Consider the following 18576-nt stretch of genomic DNA (forward strand, 5'->3'; position numbering starts at 1 on the left):
CGCAATGGCGGTAGTTGTGCTATTCCTTTCTTGCCCTGATTCTGGAAAATTCACGTTGTAATTTAAGGACTTTTACCATGAATCAGTCATTATTAGCCGCTTTTGGTACGCCCGCCGAACGGGTCGAAACAGCCTTGCAGACACTGCGCCAAGGCCGCGGCGTATTGGTGGTCGATGACGAAGACCGCGAAAATGAAGGCGACATGATTTTTGCCGCCGAAACCCTTACCAGCGAACAGATGGCACTCTTAATCCGTGAAGGCAGTGGCATTGTCTGTTTGTGTTTGACCGATGAACGGGTCAAAGCACTGGATTTACCGCCGATGGTGACCACTAACACCAGCCAGTACGGCACCCCATTTACCGTCAGTATTGAAGCACGCGATGGTGTCACTACCGGCGTTTCAGCAGCTGATCGGGTAACCACCATCAAAGCAGCCATCGCTGATGATGCTAAACCTGAGCATCTGGTTCGTCCCGGCCATGTTTACCCTTTGCGGGCGCAGCCAGGGGGCGTATTTACCCGTCGTGGCCATACCGAAGCAACGGTTGATCTGATGAAACTTGCAGGGCTAAAACATGCCGGGGTCTTATGTGAAGTGACCAATCCTGACGGTACTATGGCGCGGTTACCGGAGATCATTGAGTTTGGCGACAAGCACCAGATGCCGGTACTGACCATCGAAGATATTGCCGCATATCGCCACTCGTTAATGGCGAATGTTGGTTAATACCGCGTCCAAAGAAAAAGCAGCCACGGCTGCTTTTTTTGTTGGCGACCTAGTTCACTGTTATTGTTCAAATTATCGTTAAAATCAATCGAGAGTTCTGGTGGAAGCTTAGCCTACGGGCTTGCGCGTGGCATAATAACCGCCAGAGAAAAGTTCATTGTCAGATTAAGGTTGCTCTATGTCCATGTCTCAGGACCCTTGTGCTCGCCCGCAATTACTGCATCCCGATGAAGCAGTACCTATGCTGCTAGAGCAGATTCTACCGTTATATGAAACTGAAACAGTACCACTGGCAGAAGCGATCGGCCGCGTTCTGGCAGAAGATCTGCACAGCAGTATTGAACTGCCACCATTCAACAATTCCGGTATGGACGGTTACGCCTATCGTTTTGCCGACTTACCCAGCAAAGGCACATTGACGGTTATCGGCAAATCCTTCGCTGGTCACCCTTTTCAAGGTGAATACCGCCCTGGCAGTTGTGTGCGCATTATGACCGGCGCGACTGTTCCCGATGGTTATGACACCGTACAGATGCAGGAATATGCCGAAGTAGCCGGCGATCAGGTGACGCTTGAACCCTGCAGTGAGCAGTGGGAAAACGTGCGCTTGCGTGGCGGAGAGATGGCGGTCGGCACCAAAGTATTGACCTCTGGCGCCGAAATCCGCGCGGCGGAGATGGGCATTATCGCGACATTAGGTATCAACCACCTACGCGTATTCCGTCGCGCCAAAGTGGCCTTTTTCTCTACTGGCGATGAGTTGCGCCCGATTGGCAGCGAATTAGCTCCTGGACAGATTTATGATTCCAATCGCTACTCCATCAAAGGCTTATTGATTAAAGCCGGCGTCGAATGGATTGACCTCGGTGTTATCAAGGACGACCCAGAAGCCATTCGGCAGGCATTTCGTGAGGCGGCCGCCTGTGCAGATATGGTACTCACTTCTGGAGGAGTCTCTGTTGGTGAAGCAGATTTCACCAAGCAAGTGCTAGATGAAGAAGGCAAAATCACCTTCTGGAAGCTTGCCATGAAACCCGGTAAACCGTTTGCCATGGGTAAGATTGGCGACGCTGTATTCTGTGGCTTACCAGGAAACCCCGTGTCATCCATGGTCACCTTCTACAAACTGGTGTTGCCATTGCTGCGCAAGTTACAAGGGCTTAAACCCGTAGCGCCATTGCAGATTAAAGCGGTACTAAACAGTGCTATCCGTAAAAAGCCTGGGCGAGTCGAATATCAACGCGGCATTCTCAGTCATAACCTCGACGGCACGTTGCAGGTCAGCACTACCGGCTCACAGGATTCATCGCAGTTGAGTTCGATGCATCTGGCTAACTGTTTCATCGTGTTAGAGCAGCAACAAGGCAATACCGGTGCAGGTGAGCTAGTCACCGTTGAGCCTTTTAACAGCGTACTTTGCTGACGGAGAACCGATAATGGAGCAGTTTGACGATATTCTCAGCGACAGTGAAATACTGCGTTACAGCCGCCAGATCTCCATTAAGGGTATGGACATCGAAGGGCAAGAGCAGTTAAAGCTGGCAAAAGTGCTGATGATTGGTGCAGGGGGACTAGGCTGCACGGCATCTCAATATCTGACCGTAGCCGGTATTGGCCAGTTAACCCTGGTAGATTTCGATACCGTGGAACTATCCAATCTGCAACGCCAGGTGCTGCATCTGGACCGTAATGTCGGCCAGCCCAAAGTGGCCTCTGCCAAAGAAACTCTCAACGAACTCAATCCCCATGTGGCCATCCGTACGATTCATCAAGTGCTGGACGATCAGGAGACAGAGGAACTGGTGGCCACGCATACCATTGTGCTCGACTGTACCGACAACGTCGCAGTGCGTGAGCAGCTGAACCGGGCGTGTTTTCATCACAAAGTGCCGTTGGTATCCGCTGCAGCGATCCGCATGGAAGGTGTCGTCACCGTGTTTGGTTATCAGGATGACATGCCTTGCTATCACTGCTTTGCCAGTCTTTTCGGCGAGCAGCAATTGAGCTGTGTAGAGTCCGGTATTCTGGCACCAGTAGTGGGGTTGATGGGGTGCTTACAAGCGACAGAGGCGATCAAGGTGATTACCGGTTTGGGTAAACCCTTATACGGTCGCCTACTGATGGTAGATGCCATGACCATGGAATTTCGCGAAATGAAGCTGCCCAAGCAACCACATTGCGAGGTGTGTCAGTCTGATTGAAACCACTGGTTTTAAAGGGATTATTTCTATATCTTGAGTTGGTACACATTCACGTTATCAGGAATTATTTGCTATGGAACACAGCGTTTTTGACCGTACTAGCACCAATGACAAAGTGATTGGTAATAGTCTGTACAACCTGATTATCGGCATCACCTTATTATGGGGTTTTGCCATTAACTATCTGATGGTCAGCAGCATCGACCCGCAGAGTATTGCTAGTATTAATCCCTTGCTGTTTTTTGGCGGTTACTTTATCAGTTGTTTTGCCGGGATCTATCTGTTTCAGAAATCCGATAATCCCCTGTTCAGCTTTATTGGTTATAACCTAGTCGTTGTACCTTTCGGGCTAATCATCAATCTGGTAGTCAGTCAGTATCAACCGGATTTAGTGGTTGATGCGCTGCGCATCACCACGCTGGTGACGCTCGGAATGATGGTGTTAGGCACACTCTTTCCGGCCTTTTTTGCGCGGATAGCCGGAGCACTGACCATCGCCCTGTTGCTGGTCATCGTAGTGGAATTGATAGAGCTGTTTTTCTTCAAGACCCATCATGGCATTCTCGACTGGATTGTCGTGCTGATTTTCTGTGGTTATATCGGGTACGACTGGGGCCGCGCCAATGCCATTCCCAAAACCGTAGATAACGCCATTGATAGTGCGGCCGCGCTGTATATGGATATCATCAACCTGTTTTTGCGAATTTTGCGAATTCTGGGAAATCGCCGTTAACCACGCCAGTAATCGTCATCGAACAACGGCAACTCAAGCATCATCTAGAGAACAATTCCCATAGAGGCTGTGTGTTTTAGCGCACAGCCTCCATATTCAGCAATTGCTAATTAAAGCTGTTTCAATGTTTGTTACTGAGCAGTTAATCAATTGTAACGGCTTTGCACCGACTTTACCTATTGTTACCTGATACCGCTTCTGGCCCTCTTACTTTAGTGGCAATATTAATGCTAAGAGGCATTAAAAGAGGACCTGCTTATCATGCAAAAATTACTGATTTCCGGATTGACCGCGTTGAGCTTAGTCCTGACGCCAACACTGACTTATGCCCATGGACACGACAATGATGACCACCGCGGTGGTAATCATTACAGCCGCGGAAATGTCATCGTCGTCAACAACCACGATCATCGGCCATCGCCCAAGGTTTATAATTATCACGGTAATGCACTGGCAGATTTAGCCACTTTTGCGGTTTTTGCCGGGATCACCTATGCGATCGTTGGCAATAACTATTACCGGCAGAATGGTGACCAGTACGTATATGTGCAGAATCCACCCGCAGGCAATTACACTGTAGTGAGTGCGCCCAATACTGTGGCCTCCGACACTAGTCTGACCCCAGGAACAGTTGTGGATGTGGTGGCCGGTGTAACCAAAAAAGTCGCTTATGATGGCCGCTTATATTACGTGGCTAATGGTGTCTGGTATTTAGCGTTGGAAGGCGGGAAACAGTTTGTCGTGGTGAAAGCCCCCAACTAATGTGGCACTGAGGCCGGACTGGACCCACGATGCTCCCGTTCAGTTCGGCGCTAGTGTCATATCAGTGTTAGCGCTCCGGTGATTTTGACTGTGGCCAAGGCAGCGACCACGGTTTGTCCCAGAACTGGATTTGCGCCGTTACCGCTGCATTCAGAAACTGTTCGCCGACTATGGGTGGGCACAAAAACTGGCAAAGTCGTCCATTCCAGACAAATTCCAAACCATAGGCATGCAGATAACCGCGCTCAGCAACGGTTGCGGTGGCGCCATAGAGTGTGTCGCCCAGAATCGGCACGCCAATGCTGTTCAGCGCCACCCGCAATTGGTGTGTCTTACCGCTCAACGGCTTTAATAGGTAAAGTCGCAATCCTTCAGCCACCGACTGACTGAAAAACTGGGTGATCGCCGGATTGTCAGTGGTGCGCAGCAGTTTATACATACCTCGGCGCGATTTGGCCATATCACCGATAACCCAACCCTGCTTTTTCTTAGGTTTACCGCCTGCCAGCGCCAGATAATATTTTTGTACCTGATGCTGACTAAACATCGCCGTAAACCGCGCAGCGGCGGCAGATGAACGGGCCAACAACAGTAACCCCGATGTCATAGTATCTAACCTATGTACGGGATAAAGTTTGAGTTTGAGGTCAGCTTCCAACTGTGCCACCAACCCGGCACTGCCATCCTGACTATGAAAATGCACGCCAGGGGCTTTATCCACAACGATAAAATCTGTTTCAGAGGCCAGCAGCCGGTAACTGGGAACGGTGGTCATCGCAGGTATTCTCAGGCAAGCGGGAAATTCAAGGTTACTTTTAATCCCGGCTGATTGTCAGTCAGGGTAATTGTCGCATGATGGCGCGATAAAATCGCCTTGACCATCGATAATCCCAAACCGCTGCCCTGTTCATGGCGACTAGGATCAAGCCGCACCAAGCGTTCAAACACTTTTTCCCGGGCATCTTCGGGGATACCAGGGCCATTATCGCTGATGTCGATACTACTCCCCTGCTGCGAAATGCGAATACTGGCACCCTCGCCCGCATATTTGATGGCATTATCCACCAAATTAAACAATGCCTGAAACAACAGATGCTTATCACCCGAGATCACGCAATCTTCGGTCGTTTCCAGCGTTAATGTCTGGTTTCTGTCTTCCGCTAACGCGTCTGCCATCTCCAGCAGATCGGCACACAGTTCATGCAGACTCACCGGTTGCAATTCCAATGCTTGCTGCCCCTCTTCAATGCGCGTCAGTGACAACATGGCGTTGAAGGTCGCCAGACAATGATCCAGCTCATCGGTCAGTTCGCCACAACGTTCAGGTAATTTCTCCGGGGGCTGATAAGGCAGTTGTTCCAGGCCGATACGCAGATGCGACAAGGGAGTACGCATATCATGGGCAATATTGTCGGTGACGCCGCGCACGGCATGGAGGTTATGCTCCAGCGTATCCAGCACCCGATTGAACTGCGCCGCCAGCAGGTCAAACTCATCCTGCTTACCACTTACCGGCAATCGCGTGTTGTAATAACCTTTTTCGATCCGTTCGCTGAGACGGTTGTAATGTACCAAGCGACTGAGTAAGCCTTTGGAAAACAGGTACCCCACAATCAGTGCCAGCACAATGGTCAGGGCAAGCGCCGTTAACGCCGCACTGACAAATTTATCTATCAATGCTGCTAAATGGTCGGTGCGAGTCGCGATAAGTACCGGACCGTAGCGGGTCATCACCACGCCACCGGTCAAAATATGCAGTTTTTCCGGACCGCCAGTGAAAATGGGAAACTCACGGGTATTCGGCAGTAGCGGCATGTTCTCGGGCATCAAGGTGAGTGAGCCCACCATTTCGACCCCACCTTGCCAGGCAATCAACGCCGTGCGTGAATCAGACGCCCGGATCTGCGCCGCAAATGCGCGACGGTCGACGGTCAATGAGAGTTGTAGATATCGTTGCGCCTCTGACAGCAGATGCTGCCGCACCTGCGTTTGCTGTTCATTGACCAACTGTCGGTAGAGCACCAATAGCAAAGTACCGATGATTAAGGTCACCAGTACCGAAAAGATAATCGTGATGCGCCAAGCGCTGCTTTTAAAAGGCTTAATAACCTTTGCGGAGACGATAGCCGGCACCTCGTATGGTTTCGATCAAATCGCCGTGGCCCAAATCTTCAAACTTGCGCCGCAGTTTCGCAATATGCACATCAATAACATTGGTCCGCGGGTCAAAGTGATAGTCCCAAACCGCTTCAAATAATAAGGTGCGGCTGACGACCTGATTGGCATGCTCCATCAGATATTTCAGCAGCAAGAATTCCTTTGGCTGTAACAATAACTCTTCATCATCCAGCGTTACGCTGCGTGTCAGCAATTCCATACGCAACGGCCCCACTTTCAGATCGGTATTCGCCGGTTGTGATAAACCGCGCTGCATCAATTTTTCTGCGCGCACCAGCAGTTCCGAGAAGGCAAACGGCTTGGTCATATAATCGTCGCCACCAGCACGTAAACCTTTAACGCGCTCATCGACATGACTCAGCGCCGACAGGATCAACACGGGAGTTTGATTGCCAGTTGCCCGCAGCGCCGCCAGCAATTTCAGACCATCGAGTCCCGGCAACATACGATCGAGGATCAGTAAGTCAAACTGACTACTGGTCGCCAATATTAAGCCCTGCTGGCCGTCACCGGCGGTTTCAATGCTATGTCCCTGCTCCAGGAATCCTTTGACGATATATTCCTGGGTGGTGGTGTCGTCTTCGACCAGTAATATTTTCATCCGTTAATCCCATTTCAATAGTGGTAGCTGTCGCTGATGTTCAATATCAAACGCTAATTTGTGGCTGCCATGCTCGTCCAGCACTTTGAGTTCCAGATAGCTGATCCCCAAATCCTGGTCCAACTCGGCTTGTTGCAAATACCCGGAGGTATTGCCTAATGCCAGTTGGGTCAAGGTGGAAAACGACTGCTGGTGCTGTCTTAATTTTAACGCCAGCGCCAATTGCGGTGCGTCATTCGTCAGTGTATGTGCCGTTTTATCAAGCACTTTGCCGTCAGAGCCATCAAGCTTCAGTTTATACAAAGTATGGCTTTGAGGGTCCGCCACCGTAAACTGATATAACAGCTTATCGTCATTGATATCGGCAATAAATTCAATTATTTCACCTAGATGCTTGGCTTCGACATCACTGATAGCTGCGGTTGGGGTGAGGTGTTGACCATCTTCAAACAAACTCAGCAGCGGTGAGGTCGATGCCATGGCCGAAGAACACCACAATAGCAGCGTTGCTAAAATCAGCCTCATGATGCCTCCATCTCAACCGGCCGTAGGCACGGCCAGTGTTTACATACAATTAATGATTATCCAGCCAGTTGCAGACTATCAATTTCAACTTCAGGACCAAACCGGGTATTGGCTACTTTTCCCTTCAAGGTCAAAGGGGTATCACCTTTAACATTAATATCCCGCCACAGGGCATTATCGATTTCGACTTGCAACTCACCACTGGGATCACGGAACAGATAATGTTGATCTCCCAGCGTTTTAATCAGATAACCGTGTAACGTGACCTGGGTATTAATATCTGCTTGCTGGGCAGCTTGTGCACTCGTTACTGCCGGGTCGGTTACAGCCAGTGCAGGAGTTGTCATCAACAACATAGCCAATAACCCGCAAAATCTGTTGGTCATAATGCCTACCTCCTGAATTATTGGGCAATTCAGTATACGAAAGGTTGCTTTAAACCTGCATGGAAACAAGATTAAGTTTTGATCATCTGTGGTGGGGGGTGGAATTGTCGTGTTCCAGCAGATGGATAAGATCAGATTTTAACGCCACTTCCGTCTGTAGCCCTTCACGTAGCGCCAGCTTTTGTACTAAATGTAGCGGGACTTCGGCATGCAGCTGATGTTCAATACCTGCAATGCTCGCCACTAACCGCACCGATTCGCCCATGACCAACAATGACTCAATGGTCACCGATAGCTTGTTATAGCTGCGGCTAAGTCGGCCACTGCTAATAGCGTTAAAGCGTATGCCTTGATTAGGGATCACCCAGCGCACATTATCGCCACCGCGAAAACGCGGATCGGCATCGCAGGCAATTTTCTGCTCGCCAAACTGCAACCACAGCAGTTTCTGGTCTGGGTCATATTGCAGCACTTGTGCATCAAAAATATTGCGCAAGCCCATCTGCCGCGCCACAGATTCATTACGCGGTTTCAACAACACTTGCCGGGGTTCGCCAGCCTGCAGCATCTGCCCTTGACTGATCAACACCAGTTTATCCGCCAGCAATAATGCTTCGTTAATATCATGGGTCACCATGATTACCGGGATCTGCAGCTGGCTTTTAAGGCGGGCTAATTCGATATACAAACGTTCGCGGGTTTCTCTGTCCAGCGCCGAAAAGGGTTCATCCAGCAACAGAACTGATGGCTCGCGCGCTAATGCCCGCGCTAATGCCACGCGTTGTTTCTGGCCGCCCGATAATTGGTGCGGTAACCGCTCTGGCAAGCCATGCAGATTAACCAATTCCAACCACTGCAATGCCCGTGCCCGTCGTTGTGATTTCGGCAGATGATCAAGGCCAGCCACGATATTGGCCTGCGCACTCAGGTTAGGAAATAATCCGTAATGCTGCGGCACATAGCCCAAATGCCGTTGTTGTGGCGTGAGATTAATTCCCTTACCAAACCACACATGCTCGCCACAGCGGATCTCGCCGGTTTGCGGATGATTGAGCCCGGCAATCATTCGCAATAGCGTGGTTTTACCGCCACCCGACGGGCCAACGACCGCGAGCAACTCGCCGGCACAGCAACTAAACTCTGCCTGCAGCGGAATACCGCTGATTTGTGCCACTTTCACATGCAAGTCACCGCGACTATTCATCGACTGCGCTCCATCCGCCGAGATAAAGCGGTGGTCAGTGCCAGCGTAGAAACAGCAAACAACACCAGCAGCAATGACATATTTCCGGCGGCTGAAAAATCAAACGCCTGCACACTGTCGTAAATAGCGATTGAGATGGTCTTGGTTTCACCGGCGATGGAGCCCCCCATCATCAGCACCACCCCAAATTCGCCCAGCACATGGGAAAAACACAATACCAGGGCAGTGACAATCCCCGGCCACGCCAAGGGTAATTCCACGCGTAACAGCTGTTGCAACCGATTCATACCGCAACAAGCACAAGCGTCACGCACTTCTTGGGGGACGGCTTCAAACGAGCGCTGAATTGGCTGTACTGCAAATGGGATATTGACCAGCACCGAGGCAAGCACTAAGCCGGAAAAGTGAAAGACCAGTTGTATATCAAACGACTGCGCCAACATCTGCCCGATCCAGCTTTCACTGCCAAGACTGACGAGCAGGTAGTATCCAATCACCGTTGGTGGCAACACCAGCGGCACCATGATTAGCGCTTCAATCCAGGATTTACCACGAAAGCGCTCATAGGCCAGCGGTCTGGCGATAATCACGGCCAAAGGGATCAGTATCAGTACACTGATGGCAGCCAACTTTATCGACAACCACAGTGACTGCCAGTCCATCAATGTTCCTCTGGGAGGGCAAAACCAAAAGAGCTGAACACCGCTCTGGCCGGTTTGCTTTGCAGGTAATGATAGAAGTCTTTAGTTACTTCACCGGCACTATTGAGTAGCACCATTCGCTGGGTCAGCGGCGTGTACTGTTCCACCGGAAGCGCTAAATAGCGGCCACGTTCACGAAATTGTGGTGCCATCGCCAGCGATAACGCAACTATGCCACCTTGTGTGGAACCGCTGAGGGCAAACTGCGCTGCCTGCGAAACGTTTTCGCCATACACAATAGAGGATTGCATCGCCTGCCACAGACCTTTTTGCTGCAACAGCTGCCGTGCCCGTTCGCCGTAGGGGGCATGTTCCGGGTTGGCAATAGCAAAACGTTTTAACTGTCCGTCGTGCAGTAACTTTGCCACCCCGTCCAGCTTTTCATCCAATGTCAGCGGCGAATTATTTGGCGCCACCAACGCTAGGCGACCATAAGCGTAAATCACGCCATTATCGGCAGTAATGCCGGATGAAGAGAGTGCTTCGACGTATTTTTCATCTGCCGACAGGAACAACTGAAACGGCGCACCATGTTTTATCTGCGCCACAAAGTTACCCGAAGAACCATAAGATACCCGCAGTTGCTGACCGGTCTGTTGCTGGTAGTTTTTAACGATCTGCTCCATGGCAAACTTAATGTTGGCGGCAGCGGCAATATTCGGGATCTCCGCGGCCTGCAGCAGACTCGTCCACGCTAACACTAATACCAGTACACTCCGGCAGATCCAGACTATCATCAGGCGTCCTCTTCCCAGGCTTTAGCCGCTTGCTCATCAGCATCGCGCGCGTCAACCCAACGTTTATCGTCACCGGTACCTTCCAGTTTCCAGAAAGGCGCTTTAGTCTTTAGAAAATCAATCAGGAACTCACAGGCCGCGAAGGCGGCTTTTCGATGGGCACTGCTGACACCGATAAAGACAATCTGCTCACCAAGTGACATGGTGCCGACGCGGTGAATAATAGTGACGAAATTTAACGGCCAGCGCTCACGGGCTTGGGTAGTGATCTGCTGTAACACCGCTTCGGTCATGCCCGGATAGTGTTCCAGCGTCAGATCGGTGACCGCACTGCCATCGTTAAAATCTCGCACCTTACCCACAAAGGTAACGATAGCGCCGTCGCTGTTGTCAGTGGCAATTCGGGCATATTCCGCCGGCACATCAAAATCCGACTGCTGCACCACAATCCGGTCTTGCATCATTAGCCTCCTGTCACCGGAGGAAAGAAGGCGACTTCATCACCATCACGCACCTCAGCATGCCAGTTGCTCAGAGTTTGATTGACTGCCACCAGCAGCTTGTCAGATTCGAGTACCCGCGCCCATTTTTCATTTTTGGCGGCCAGATGCTCACGCAATGCCGCCGCGGTAGCGACATGTTCACCGGCCTCCAACTGAATTGAAGGAGTACCGAGCAGTTCTCGAACCTGGGCAAAAAACAATACGTTAATCATAGGGCTACACCTTAAAATGTCCTGATTTACCGCCGCTTTTTTCCAGCAGACGCACTCCGGTAATATGCATATCTTTCTGTACCGCTTTACACATATCGTAAATGGTCAGCGCTGCCACCGAAGCGGCGGTCAGGGCTTCCATTTCTACGCCGGTTTTACCGGATAACTTGCAGCGACTGGTGATCCACACCCGGTTCTGCTGTGGCTGCGCTTCTAGCTCCACCTCTACCTTGGTCAGCATCAATGGATGACATAACGGAATGAGTTCTGAGGTCTTTTTCGCGGCCATAATGCCTGCGATGCGGGCGGTAGCAAACACATCACCTTTGTGATGTTTACCACTGATGATCATCTCCAACGTGGCTGGGGCCATCTCCACATAAGCTTCGGCACGGGCCTCACGTTCTGTTTCAGACTTGGCGGTAACGTCCACCATGTGGGCGTTACCATCGGCATTGATATGGGTAAATGTTTCGCTCATCAAAAAGCTGCCTTAATTTGTCGTTCAAAATGCGGCGGTTACCGCCAACGGCCTTAACCGCCGATAGAAGCCAGATGCTGAGTTACGCCGGTGATGCCTTGATGCAGGAAGTGTGTTTCCTTTTTCAGTTGCAATTGTTGATGCAACCGCGCAATCAATTCATCCTGCTGAGCGTCCGACTGCAGTAAATCCCTAAGATCGAGACCCTGTTCGGTAAACAGACACAAGTGCAGTTTGCCGATAGCGGAAACCCGTAGACGATTACAACTGGCACAGAAATCTTTGGAATACGGCATGATCAGCCCGATACGCCCCTGATAATCCGGGTGACTGAAATTCTGCGCCGGGCCATCTTCAGCAGTAGGTTGATCATACAGCCACCCTTCTGCCATCAAGCGGCCTTTAATTGACTCGCCCGCCAAATGATGTGCCTGGAAATAGTCATGACCTAAGCCGGTTTCCATCAGCTCAATAAAGCGTAAATCGATGGGCGTGTGTTTGATCCAGTGCAGGAAACGTGGCAAATCTTTATCATTCAGGTCTTTTAGCAACACCGCGTTGATTTTGACACGCTCAAAACCGGCAGAAAGTGCTGCATCAACGCCACGCATCACCTGATCAAACCGATTTTCACCGGTGATCTGATAAAACATCCGTGGGTCCAGGCTATCTACTGAGATATTGATACGCCGCAGACCCGCGTCATACCACTCCTGGGCATTTTTCTCGAGGCGGTAGCCGTTGGTCGTTGTGGCGATCGTATGGATAGCGGGATTGTCCGCCAATAAGCGTACAATATCGGTAAAATCTTTACGTAAGGTCGGTTCACCACCAGTAATGCGCACTTTACGAGTACCCACCTTGGCAAAGGCGGCCACCAGATGCTCAATTTCGCTGAGGGTCAAAAAGGATTGCTTGCCATTGGGATGATAGCCATCCGGCAGGCAATAACTGCATTTAAAATTACAGACATCAGTCACTGACATCCGCAGATAGTGAAACCGTCGACCAAAATTGTCTTGTAACTGCTGGGACATGATCACCTTTCCAAAATAAAGGGGAGGCAAGCGCATTTCTACACTTACCCCGGTGGCAAAATTGCCACGGCTGAAGCCCCTTATCTGTGGTGACGTAGGGACGTCAGCTCGGAGAACCGTCAGTTACTAGTATAAATGCAAATGCCTGATCTCCAAAACCCCTTTAACAGGGCGTGCGTTAGCCAATGCTGGGATCTGTGACTAAAGTCCACTATAGCGGGAACCGGTCAAGTGCTGTGCGCCAACGATTTTTTCGGGTATGGTGGAACCATAAGCCAACATTCCGTTAACACGAGGCGAAGGATAAAGGAACATGATGGAACGCGAATCCATGGAATTCGATGTGGTGATAGTCGGTGCGGGTCCAGCCGGGTTAGCCACCGCCTGTCGTTTGTTGCAGATTTCCAAAGACGCGGAAACGCCGCTTAGTGTCTGTGTGGTGGAAAAAGGTGCCGAGGTCGGTGCCCACGTAATGTCTGGCGCAGTTTTTGAGCCGACCGTGCTGGAAGAGTTATTCGGTGACTGGCAAAGCCTTGGGGCACCGCTGGCGACTGCGGTGAATACAGATGAGTTTTTACTGTTGCAGTCTGGCGAGAGTTCACGGCCGATGCCTCATGCGCTGATCCCAAAAACCATGACTAATGATGGTAATTACATCATCAGCGCCGGAAACCTGTGTCGCTGGTTAGCACAACAGGCGGAAGCCCTCGGTGCCGAAATTTTCCCAGGATTTGCCGCCAGCGAACTGTTGTTTAATGATGACGGCAGTGTAAAAGGTATCCTCACGGGTGATATGGGGGTCAGCAAGGATGGCCGTCACAAAGACAGTTACATGCCCGGGATGGAATTACTGGCAAAATATACCGTCTTCGCTGAGGGCTGCCGTGGCCATCTCGGTAAACAACTCATGCAACATTTCCATCTGGATAATGGCAAAAGCCCGCAACATTATGCACTGGGCTTTAAAGAAATATGGCAAATACCGGCTGAGCAACATCAATTAGGCAAAGTCGTCCATACGGCAGGCTGGCCACTGACAACAGCTTCCGGCGGCGGATATCTTTACCATATTGAAAATCAACAGGTCGCCGTAGGGCTGATAGTCGATCTGAATTACAAAAACCCGCATCTAAGTCCTTTTGATGAGTTTCAACGTTATAAGACCCACCCTCAAATCGCCGCAATATTAAAAGGCGGCGAGCGACGAAGCTATGGTGCCAGAGCGATCGCAAAAGGTGGGCTCAATTCACTGCCCAAAATGAGTTTTCCTGGCGGTTTATTAGTTGGCTGCGATGCTGGTACCTTGAACTTTGCCAAAATCAAAGGGATTCATACCGCCATGAAAAGCGGCATGTTGGCAGCGGAGACGCTAGCCGAAGCGATGTTAGCCGGGGTAGATGCTGGCAAAGATCTCGATTGCTTCCAGACCAGGCTGGAACAGAGTTCGCTATATGAAGAACTGCATCGCGCCCGCAATTTCGGACCGGCATTACACAAGTTTGGAACCCTGCTCGGCGGTGCCTTTAACTTTATCGAGCAGAACTGGTTTGATGGTAAGTTCCCGTTGACACTACGTGATGACAAGGCGGATTTTGCCTGTCTGGGTAGAGCTTGTGACTATCCCCAAATTGATTACCCAGCACCAGATGGCGAGCTCACTTTCGACAGGCTGTCCTCTATCTATCTGACCAACATTGCACATGAAGAAGATCAGCCGTGCCATCTGCAGCTGGAAAATACCTCGGTGCCATTAGCGGTCAATCTGCCGCTGTATGATGAGCCAGCACAGCGCTATTGCCCTGCGGGCGTATACGAAATTACCGAACAGAATGGTGTAAAACGCTTTGTGATCAATGCGCAAAACTGTATTCACTGTAAAACCTGCGATATCAAAGATCCAAGTCAGAATATCAATTGGGTAACGCCAGAAGGTGGTAGTGGCCCTAATTACTCGGGTATGTAGCCAGCAACATCGCTGCATTTTTATGAATCCATGCGATTGCAGCAGCACCGGTGGATAGGGATAATGCCGCGTCTGGTTTGGCAACGCTGCACCGGAATCTATCTGGGCCTTGAGTTAACGGTACTTCAGGTCAACTCCGCATCTCTAAGTTGTAGTTTTAAATGATTAAATTCAATAAATTAACGATTAAACAAAAACTCCTTATTACGATGGTGCTGGCAGTCGTACTGCCATCCGTGTTGCAAGCATTATTGGGGGAAAGCAGTGCTAAGCAAGTGATCAGCCAACGCATGCTCACTTCTGAATTGCCAAACCAGTTGATGCAGATCCGCAACCGTATTGAGCTTGAAATCGGGACCTTGTTAAGCGCATCAGAACAGTTAGCCAAAGATCCCATGCTCGGACAGTGGTTGGCACAGGGACGTCCAGATGCCGAAGAGCCGCTGGTTGAAGCGAAACTGCAACAGCTGACAGAGCAGTACCAGTTATCTCAGGCGTCCTATGCCGATCGCCAGTCTGCCGCCTATTACACACAAAAAGGCTTACTGCGGATCCTGAATCATCAACAAGATGGTTGGTTTTTCGATTACGTCAACAGTGGCAAAGCCAAAATGCTCAAGCTGTACACCGAGCCCGACACCGGTGACGTCAAGCTGTTTGTCAATTACCAGCAAGTGCATGGCAGAGCATTAGTCGGTTTAGGTAAGTCACTAAAAGATATGGTGTCGCTGCTAAACAGCTTTCGCATTGAACAGACAGGCAACGTTTTTCTCACCGATGAAAACGGCCTGATCCAAATTCACCAGAACAAAACCCTGGTGGGCAAAGGCAAACTCAGTGACCTCTATGGCACCGCTGCCAATGCACTGCTGCAACATGATAATTTTAATCTGCAAACTCTAAAAATTGGTGGCACCGACACGCTGGTGGCCAGCAGTTACATCCCGACCCTTGGCTGGTATGTGGTCGCTCAGGTCCCTAAGCAGGAAATTTTTGGGGCGTTAGAACAAACATCCTGGGTGATCCTGCTTTGGACACTACTGATCACTGTCGGATTTATCATTTTGGCGATATTAGTCGCCCGTTCTATCAGTCAGCCCATTGCCAGTGCAGCCACGATGTTCGGTGACCTGAGTAAAGGTGACGGAGATTTGCGTCAACGCTTACCGGAGCATGGGAATGATGAGCTGACTGAGCTGGCGCATGGCTTCAACCGCTTTATTGCGCAAATCCATCATTCGATAAGCGAAGTGGCCAATACCAGTAAGACACTGACAGAGAGCGCCACGATTGGCTCCGTTCATGCCGCAGAGAGTCGACAAGACTATCGCGAACAGAAGGATCGCACCCTGGCAGTTGTCACTGCTGTCAATCAGATGGGTGCGACCGTCAGTGAAATAGCAGCAAATGCCGCTCAGGCCGCCGATGCAGCCAAAAGTGCCAACGATGAGGCCGCTAGCGGTCAACAAGTTGTTGTCCGCGCCCGCGCCACCATCAACCAATTGTCAGACGATGTTGGGCAGATGTCAGAGGTTATCGCTTCACTATCGCAGCATACCGAAGCCATCGGTAGCATTCTCGACGTGATCCGCAGTATTTCTGAGCAGACCAACCTGTTGGCACTGAATGCCGCCATTGAAGCGGCACGCGCCGGTGAAGCCGGGCGTGGATTTTCGGTAGTGGCCGATGAAGTGCGTAATCTGGCATCACGCACCGCCAAGTCCACCAATGAAGTACAACAGATGATTGATAGTCTGCAAACTGAAGCCGCTAACGCAGTAACTGCTATGGAGAAGAGCCGTAGTCGTTCAGCAGAAGGCGTGGTTGCCGCCGATGAAGCCAGTGACGTACTGCAGCAGATTTCGGCACGGATTTCGCTGATAAGCGATATGAACGTCCAGGTTGCTGCGGCCACTGAAGAACAGGCCACGGTAGTACAGGACATCAATCGGAACCTGGAAGAGATCAACGAGGTGTCAAACCGCACCAGCGAGCGCGCGGAGGCGACATCAAATGCCAGCACACAACTCAATCTGTTAGCTGAACGCTTGGACAAGTTAGTATCACGCTTTCGTATCTAAGCAGCGGAATCTTTAAGCGTCAGTACAACCCCCATAACATTTCGGTTCCCGTGGGCACACTGCGCCACGGGAGCAGATCAGTCGCGCTTGCTGCTGCAGACCGCGCTCCAACCAATGAATATTAAGGATCCTGGCCAACATCAGTAATTGCCGTTTCATCGCCGCTGGGATATCCGATTCGCCCCCACGCACGACACATAACTGTTTCAACTCCTGAGACATCGACAGCGCATCCATGCCCTGCGCTTCAATCGCCGGGTTGAGATCGATTCCAGCACATAACACCCGATTATTGCCTGCCAGATCGGTGACTTTGACCGACTCACAACAGTAAATTCTGGGCTGACCATTAACGTCCAGCAATGAAATTTGTGCCGCGCTGCCCTGTCGCGGCTCAGTGATCATCCGAAATACCGACCAATGCTGACAGGGATCTGCCACTTCCCGCATGTTGCCCCACGGCAACGGAATGCCATTGCCGCGATATACAGCTTTGAGCTTTCCCGGAGTATAGGCATCAAAATAGTGCCAATGAGGATAGGGCGATACCACGGTCATCCGGCGCATCGCCACCGATGGTGTCACTCCCGCCAAACGGTGAGCATCGACTTCATAGCCGTAGCGGTCCAACAACTGCCGAAATGGCACTTTGGGACATAACAACGCGCCAGCAAAAAAACTGGCCTCAAATGCCCGCCAGGCTTGCAGGATATCCTGCGCATTCACTGAAGAGCTCGGTTGCGCCGAGTCCACCTCATACGCGCCCGGGCCAAGACTCATCTCGTGCATCAGTCCATCGCTGTTATGCAACACACAGTGACCAATATGTACCGCTAAGTCATATTTCATCCGCGTCGGACTGCTTTTCAACGACTCATTAAGCATTAATTTGCCGGGGGCATCCATAAAGGAAGTCACTAATCGGTGGCTGCCGTCCATATTTTTAGGGGTCTGAAACCACTGAATTTTTAGTCCATGTCGCGCGGCAATATCCAGCATATCTTCCTGTGACAGCGGCAACTGTTTGTTACCGGTCTCTTCCGCGGCCCGTTCCAGATCCGGGAAGTGATTCTGATGATGTTCTTGGTAAGCGCGGATCAGCAATTGGGCAAATTGACGACCGGAAATCCCCGTTTGCGACAACATCTCCGGAATGGCAATTTGCAGAATGTCGCCAGAAAACAGAAAACCGGGTTCTAATGGCATACCGCTGATGCCCCCGCGGCGCCCTTTATCCGGCACAATCGCGTCCTCTTCGGGTGCGTCATCCATAAACCATTCCGGATCTTTTTGAAAGACATCCGCAATCACCCGCAGCATGGCATAGCTTGGCGTGCGCTTGCCGCGTTCAATCATCGACAGGTAAGACACCGATGGTGCCGACTCAGGATCCAACCGAATACACCGGGCAGACAGGTCGTCCATTGTTAAGTGATTACGTTTTCTCAGGTTTCTGATTTTTGTCCCGAGAAAATGTGACTTACGGAGCAGGCTGTTTTCTTGGCGCATTTTGTAAAATTCACAATGTAAAATTTTTATT

The 18576-nt window shown here is 50.8% G+C and carries 20 protein-coding genes and 1 riboswitch; of the genes, 7 read left to right on the forward strand and 13 right to left on the reverse strand.

What is annotated here, in order from left to right:
• The first annotated feature begins 77 nt into the window (after window positions 1-77).
• The 5 genes from ribB to PY479_RS09990 all read left to right on the forward strand — a co-directional run bounded on the left by ribB (window position 78) and on the right by PY479_RS09990 (window position 4427).
• Window positions 78-731, forward strand: a complete 654-nt coding sequence (ribB, locus tag PY479_RS09970) for a 3,4-dihydroxy-2-butanone-4-phosphate synthase (protein ID WP_275483655.1) — start codon at window positions 78-80, stop codon at window positions 729-731.
• 178 nt (window positions 732-909) lie between these two features.
• On the forward strand, window positions 910-2154 hold the full coding sequence (gene glp / locus PY479_RS09975; protein WP_275483656.1) for a gephyrin-like molybdotransferase Glp: 1245 nt from the start codon (window positions 910-912) through the stop codon (window positions 2152-2154).
• A gap of 13 nt (window positions 2155-2167) precedes the next feature.
• On the forward strand, window positions 2168-2932 hold the full coding sequence (moeB, locus tag PY479_RS09980) for a molybdopterin-synthase adenylyltransferase MoeB (protein ID WP_275483657.1): 765 nt from the start codon (window positions 2168-2170) through the stop codon (window positions 2930-2932).
• A gap of 73 nt (window positions 2933-3005) precedes the next feature.
• Window positions 3006-3665 (forward strand): Bax inhibitor-1 family protein, encoded by a 660-nt coding sequence (locus PY479_RS09985; RefSeq protein ID WP_212595047.1) that lies wholly within the window; start codon window positions 3006-3008, stop codon window positions 3663-3665.
• Between the two features lie 261 nt (window positions 3666-3926).
• On the forward strand, window positions 3927-4427 hold the full coding sequence (locus tag PY479_RS09990) for a hypothetical protein (RefSeq protein ID WP_275483658.1): 501 nt from the start codon (window positions 3927-3929) through the stop codon (window positions 4425-4427).
• 67 nt (window positions 4428-4494) lie between these two features.
• Here the strand turns inward: PY479_RS09990 and PY479_RS09995 are convergent, their stop codons facing one another.
• The 12 genes from PY479_RS09995 to moaA all read right to left on the reverse strand — a co-directional run bounded on the left by PY479_RS09995 (window position 4495) and on the right by moaA (window position 12992).
• Window positions 4495-5202 carry a TIGR01621 family pseudouridine synthase gene (locus PY479_RS09995; protein WP_275483659.1) on the reverse strand — a complete coding sequence of 236 codons (708 nt, stop codon included), beginning with the start codon at window positions 5200-5202 and terminating at the stop codon, window positions 4495-4497.
• A gap of 11 nt (window positions 5203-5213) precedes the next feature.
• Window positions 5214-6479, reverse strand: coding sequence for a HAMP domain-containing sensor histidine kinase (locus PY479_RS10000; protein WP_212596470.1), 1266 nt, complete (start codon window positions 6477-6479; stop codon window positions 5214-5216).
• Between the two features lie 49 nt (window positions 6480-6528).
• Entirely contained in the window at window positions 6529-7206 is a 678-nt protein-coding gene (locus PY479_RS10005) for a response regulator transcription factor (protein ID WP_275483660.1), read from the reverse strand.
• A 3-nt stretch (window positions 7207-7209) separates the two neighbouring features.
• Complete coding sequence (locus tag PY479_RS10010; protein WP_212595043.1) at window positions 7210-7731, reverse strand: PepSY domain-containing protein; 522 nt, start codon at window positions 7729-7731, stop codon at window positions 7210-7212.
• Window positions 7732-7787: 56 nt separating this feature from the next.
• A complete protein-coding gene (locus PY479_RS10015) occupies window positions 7788-8117 on the reverse strand; it encodes a NirD/YgiW/YdeI family stress tolerance protein (protein WP_212595042.1) in 330 nt (109 codons plus the stop codon).
• Window positions 8118-8199: 82 nt separating this feature from the next.
• Window positions 8200-9321 (reverse strand): ABC transporter ATP-binding protein, encoded by a 1122-nt coding sequence (locus tag PY479_RS10020; RefSeq protein WP_212595041.1) that lies wholly within the window; start codon window positions 9319-9321, stop codon window positions 8200-8202.
• Complete coding sequence (gene modB, locus PY479_RS10025; RefSeq protein WP_212595040.1) at window positions 9318-9983, reverse strand: molybdate ABC transporter permease subunit; 666 nt, start codon at window positions 9981-9983, stop codon at window positions 9318-9320. The genes PY479_RS10020 and modB overlap by 4 nt, the downstream gene beginning before the upstream one ends.
• Window positions 9983-10759, reverse strand: coding sequence for a molybdate ABC transporter substrate-binding protein (modA, locus tag PY479_RS10030; protein ID WP_212595039.1), 777 nt, complete (start codon window positions 10757-10759; stop codon window positions 9983-9985). The genes modB and modA overlap by 1 nt, the downstream gene beginning before the upstream one ends.
• Window positions 10759-11223 carry a molybdopterin synthase catalytic subunit MoaE gene (gene moaE, locus PY479_RS10035; protein ID WP_275483661.1) on the reverse strand — a complete coding sequence of 155 codons (465 nt, stop codon included), beginning with the start codon at window positions 11221-11223 and terminating at the stop codon, window positions 10759-10761. The genes modA and moaE overlap by 1 nt, the downstream gene beginning before the upstream one ends.
• Window positions 11223-11474 (reverse strand): molybdopterin synthase sulfur carrier subunit, encoded by a 252-nt coding sequence (gene moaD / locus PY479_RS10040; RefSeq protein ID WP_212595037.1) that lies wholly within the window; start codon window positions 11472-11474, stop codon window positions 11223-11225. Before moaD ends, moaE begins: the two co-directional genes overlap by 1 nt.
• Window positions 11475-11478: 4 nt before the next feature.
• Window positions 11479-11955, reverse strand: a complete 477-nt coding sequence (gene moaC, locus PY479_RS10045) for a cyclic pyranopterin monophosphate synthase MoaC (RefSeq protein WP_212595036.1) — start codon at window positions 11953-11955, stop codon at window positions 11479-11481.
• A gap of 53 nt (window positions 11956-12008) precedes the next feature.
• On the reverse strand, window positions 12009-12992 hold the full coding sequence (moaA, locus tag PY479_RS10050) for a GTP 3',8-cyclase MoaA (RefSeq protein WP_212595035.1): 984 nt from the start codon (window positions 12990-12992) through the stop codon (window positions 12009-12011).
• A riboswitch (molybdenum cofactor riboswitch) is annotated at window positions 12980-13118 on the reverse strand. (Overlaps the previous gene by 13 nt.)
• 190 nt (window positions 13119-13308) lie before the next feature.
• Here moaA and PY479_RS10055 point away from each other — a divergent pair.
• Window positions 13309-14955 carry an electron transfer flavoprotein-ubiquinone oxidoreductase gene (locus PY479_RS10055; RefSeq protein WP_275483693.1) on the forward strand — a complete coding sequence of 549 codons (1647 nt, stop codon included), beginning with the start codon at window positions 13309-13311 and terminating at the stop codon, window positions 14953-14955.
• A 164-nt stretch (window positions 14956-15119) separates the two neighbouring features.
• Window positions 15120-17036, forward strand: coding sequence for a methyl-accepting chemotaxis protein (locus PY479_RS10060; RefSeq protein ID WP_275483694.1), 1917 nt, complete (start codon window positions 15120-15122; stop codon window positions 17034-17036).
• A 12-nt stretch (window positions 17037-17048) separates the two neighbouring features.
• Here the strand turns inward: PY479_RS10060 and PY479_RS10065 are convergent, their stop codons facing one another.
• A complete protein-coding gene (locus PY479_RS10065; protein WP_275483662.1) occupies window positions 17049-18545 on the reverse strand; it encodes a DUF3612 domain-containing protein in 1497 nt (498 codons plus the stop codon).
• Between the last annotated feature and the right edge of the window lie 31 nt (window positions 18546-18576).

Source organism: Shewanella sp. A32 (genome assembly GCF_029167175.1).
In the GTDB taxonomy this organism is placed as follows: Bacteria; Pseudomonadota; Gammaproteobacteria; order Enterobacterales; family Shewanellaceae; genus Shewanella; species Shewanella yunxiaonensis.